This is a genomic window from Pseudomonas sp. (genome assembly GCF_050739995.1).
In the GTDB taxonomy this organism is placed as follows: domain Bacteria; phylum Pseudomonadota; class Gammaproteobacteria; order Pseudomonadales; family Pseudomonadaceae; genus Aquipseudomonas.
In genome coordinates, this window is sequence record NZ_JBOICG010000767.1 from 1 (window position 1) to 3451 (window position 3451).

The following is a 3451-nucleotide window of genomic DNA, read 5'->3' on the forward strand; positions in this document are numbered from 1 at the left end:
CCCCTGTTGGGGTGGCTCCGCCACCCAGCGCGGGACAAGCCCGCTCACTACATGCACATCGGTGCCTCTCAAGGTCGTTGCGGCTTCACCGACGTCCCAAACGTATTGCCCATGCGAACACTGGTCGCCGCCGGCGTGGATAAACCCACCTGATTCGGCGGCCGTTTCTGCACCGGCACGTTCTGCGCCTCACGATTTTTTTGCGCCGCCTTGGACGCGTCCGGGTCGTTGCCCATCTGTTGGCTCAGGCAGCCATAGTTGGGCGCTTTATAGCCATCCACCGTGACTTCGGTGCAGCCCGTGGCAGCGGTTTCGGCGTGGGCGATCAGTGGCAGGGTGGCGCACAGCAGCAGGCTGGCGAGGGTGGGGAAACGCTTCATCGGGGCCTCCTGGCGGGCCCGCGAAGAGGGGCCGTCAACCCGGCAAAGTGTAGTGCAGCGGGATCGGCGTCACCGTGATGTTTTTTTTGCTATCACCGTAACATCAGGTTCATAAACGAGCCTCAGGATGACGGTTTTCAAGGACACGTCGGCCGTGCAGCGATGCAGAGCGGGGGGTGAACAGAAGGGCTGGAGGCGGGCTGTCGGCGCCCTGGTCTTGCTGTTGCTGCTCAGTGGGTTCGAGCCTGCCCAGGCCCAACCCCCAGAGCTGATGCTGGACCTGCCGGCGCAAGATCTGGAACACGCACTACACGCCTACAGCCGCGCCACCGGCATGGCCGTGCTGGTCGACCGTGAACTGGCACGGGGCCGGCGCTCCATTGCTGTGCGCGGGCGTTTTACTGCGCAAGAGGCGTTGGCGGTGCTACTGACGGGGAGTGGGCTGATGGCGCGTTATGCCCGTGAGGATGCGTTTACCTTGCAGGTGCCCCAGGCCGAACAGGTGCCTTCGGCCCGTGGGGCGTCGGCGCGCAATGCCGCGCGAGTCAACAACAGTTACGCCACGGCGTTGCAGCAGGCGATAGAAGCCAGCTTGTGCCGCTCGCCGCTGACCCGTCCCGGTAGTTTTCGTGCGCTGGTACAGGTATGGGTCAGCCCCGACGGCTTGATCGAACACAGCCGGTTGGTCAGCTCCACCGGCGATGAACAACGCGATGAGGCGCTGGTGCGCAGCCTTGGCGCGGCACGGGTCGAACGTCCCGCGCCGAGTTCGCTGCGCCAGCCGGTGACCTTGCTTTTGATGCCCGACACCACAGGAAAGCGCATGGAATGCACAGCAGGGAAAGGAGCCTCGGGCGCATGAAGAATACCGGGCACAGCACGATGGTCAGCTTGTTCCTGGCGTCCTACGAGGATTTCAAGGTGCGCCTGCGCAAGCGCTTGGGGTCGGAAGACCTGGCCAACGACGTGTTGCATGAAACCTTCCTGCGGGTCGACCGCATGGAAGTGCCGCCGAACCTGCAGCAACCCAATGCCTACCTGTACCGCATGGCACTGAACATTGCCGCTGACCGACGCCAGGCCGATGCCCGCCTGCTCACTGGCAGCGAGGTCGAAGAACTGCTGCAAACCACCGACGAAGCCCAGGACCCATCGCGGGTGGTGGGTGGCCAGCGGGAAATCCAGTCCTTGGTCAAGGCGCTCTACGAACTGCCGGCACGCCGTCGCAAAATTCTCATCGCCGCTCGACTGGAAGAAGCGCCGCACCTGGAAATCTCCCAGCGTTTCGGTATTTCCACACGCATGGTCGAGAAGGAAATCAAGGCCGCCCTGGGGCACTGCGCCAAGCGCCTCGAAAGAAAAGTGATTCAGCGGTTCGGTCCCGGGGCCGGCAAACCGTCTTAGTAGCGAGTCCCTGATAAACCGTGAGTATTTGCGCGCTTGAACATCTTTAACCTCTCCGCCGCCCGGGACAAACCCGCCAACCCCATGCACGACGAAGCGCGCGACTGGCTGGTGCTGCTGACCTCGGGCCGCGCCACCGTGGCCGACGCCAAAGCCTTGCGCACTTGGTGCGCCCAGAGCCCCGAGCATGCCCAGGCGTTCGAACAGGCCAAGGTGCTCTGGCAACAATTGGGCGCAGCCACCGAGCAACTGGAACGCCCGCGTCATTTTGGCCGTCGTGCCTTCCTCGGAGGCGCGCTGGCGGCCTCGGCAGCGGTGGTGATGGTGCGCGTCGGTGTGCCGGGTGGCTTTGCCGGGCTGACCGCCGACTACCGCACCGCCGTCGGCGAGCAGCGCCAAGTGCAACTGAGTGACGGCGTGAGCCTGGAGCTTAATACCCAGACCCGCATCAGTCGCGTGGGGCAAGGCATTGAACTGCTTGAGGGCGAAGTCGAAGTGCTCACCGATCTTGCCCTCCTCGCACAACCGCTCAAGGTTCAGGCCGGGCAGGGCTGGGTCAGCGCGGCCCAGGCCCGCTTCAACGTGCGCCACACCGACCATAGCGTGTGCGTGACTTGCATCGACGGCTCCCTGTCGGTGGATGTTGCCGGCAACAGTGTCAGCCTGGCCAGCGGCAAACAACTGACCTATGGCCCCGACGGCATCGGCGAACCGGTGGCGGTGGACGCTCAGGCGGTGGTGGCCTGGCGCGAGCAGGTGCTGGTGTTCAACAACGCGACCCTGACCACGGTGGTGGACGAGATCAATCGCTATCGACCAGGGATGCTGGTGTTGCTCAACAAGAAACTGGGGCAACGGCGCGTGCAGGCACGGTTCAGTCTGCAGCAGTTGGCCGGGGTGGCGCTGTTGATACGCGATGCGTATGGGGCCAAGTGCACGGAGTTGCCGGGTGGGGTGGTGTTGTTGAGTTGAGGTGGGGCAGTTGAACGTTTACCTCACCACAATGGCCCCACCACCTGGCGATACCGTTCCACGCCTTGTGGCGTCTGCCTGACCAGGCTGAATTCCAACCCTTGCGGATCTTCCCGCCGATTGCCACTCAGTTGGCGCCAGCCCTTGTCCATCTCCCATACCCGCACCTGCAAATCACTGACTCCCGTCAACACCGCTACGCCGTCCTTCGGCGCTGGCAGCGGGAAGCGGTCGCGCGCGGGGGCGGCGGCTCGATAAAGCGCGTCGCCCTTGAGCCACCAGCGCACCCGTAGCAGGCCATCCCCGGCAGCCGGAGCGCTGCGGATGATGTCCAGGCGAAAGCCTTTGCTGTCGGAGCTGCGCACGCTCACTGCCGCCAACCCGGCGGGTTTGGCGGTGTCGTCTTCCGTGTTGCCCGGTGCGCTCAGTTCGACGCTGGCACGCAGGCTGAGGTCGCGTTGCAGTTGGTTCACGGCGCGCAGCAGGGCTTCGGTCTGCTCGGTGCTGGCTTGCAAGTGCTGGTCGGCGCGGGTGACGCTGTCGAGGCCGCGCCAGGCGATGAGACTGACCACGGCCATCAGCATGATCGCCACCATCACCTCGATCAGCGTAAAGCCTTGCTGGGATTGATTCATTTCATCCTCTCGCTGTGCAGGTCATGTAGTGAGCGGGCTTGCCCCGCGCTGGGTGGCGCA

Annotated in this window: 5 protein-coding genes; 3 read left to right on the forward strand and 2 right to left on the reverse strand. The window is 64.3% G+C overall.

Annotated features, from left to right (window positions below):
- Nucleotides 1-68 precede the first annotated feature (68 nt).
- Nucleotides 69-380, reverse strand: coding sequence for a hypothetical protein (locus ACRESD_RS26045; protein WP_431753533.1), 312 nt, complete (start codon nucleotides 378-380; stop codon nucleotides 69-71).
- Nucleotides 381-597: 217 nt separating this feature from the next.
- On the opposite strand from ACRESD_RS26045, the gene ACRESD_RS26050 reads away from it, so the two are divergent.
- Genes ACRESD_RS26050 through ACRESD_RS26060 form a run of 3 tightly spaced genes read left to right on the forward strand, consistent with a single transcriptional unit; the run spans nucleotide 598 to nucleotide 2756 of the window.
- Nucleotides 598-1242 carry a secretin and TonB N-terminal domain-containing protein gene (locus ACRESD_RS26050; RefSeq protein WP_431753537.1) on the forward strand — a complete coding sequence of 215 codons (645 nt, stop codon included), beginning with the start codon at nucleotides 598-600 and terminating at the stop codon, nucleotides 1240-1242.
- Nucleotides 1239-1784: an RNA polymerase sigma factor gene (locus tag ACRESD_RS26055; protein ID WP_431753534.1), complete on the forward strand. Its 546-nt coding sequence runs from the start codon at nucleotides 1239-1241 to the stop codon at nucleotides 1782-1784. The genes ACRESD_RS26050 and ACRESD_RS26055 overlap by 4 nt, the downstream gene beginning before the upstream one ends.
- 36 nt (nucleotides 1785-1820) lie before the next feature.
- Nucleotides 1821-2756, forward strand: a complete 936-nt coding sequence (locus ACRESD_RS26060) for a FecR family protein (protein ID WP_431753535.1) — start codon at nucleotides 1821-1823, stop codon at nucleotides 2754-2756.
- Nucleotides 2757-2779: 23 nt separating this feature from the next.
- On the opposite strand, the gene ACRESD_RS26065 is transcribed toward ACRESD_RS26060, so the two are convergent.
- Nucleotides 2780-3391, reverse strand: coding sequence for a prepilin-type N-terminal cleavage/methylation domain-containing protein (locus tag ACRESD_RS26065; RefSeq protein WP_431753536.1), 612 nt, complete (start codon nucleotides 3389-3391; stop codon nucleotides 2780-2782).
- Between the last annotated feature and the right edge of the window lie 60 nt (nucleotides 3392-3451).

Coding starts and splice junctions, on each gene's coding strand:
- ACRESD_RS26055 (WP_431753534.1), top strand. CDS start 1,239: ATGAAGAATACCGGGCACAGCACGATGGTCAGCTTGTTCCTGGCGTCC.
- ACRESD_RS26045 (WP_431753533.1), bottom strand. CDS start 380: ATGAAGCGTTTCCCCACCCTCGCCAGCCTGCTGCTGTGCGCCACCCTG.
- ACRESD_RS26065 (WP_431753536.1), bottom strand. CDS start 3,391: ATGAATCAATCCCAGCAAGGCTTTACGCTGATCGAGGTGATGGTGGCG.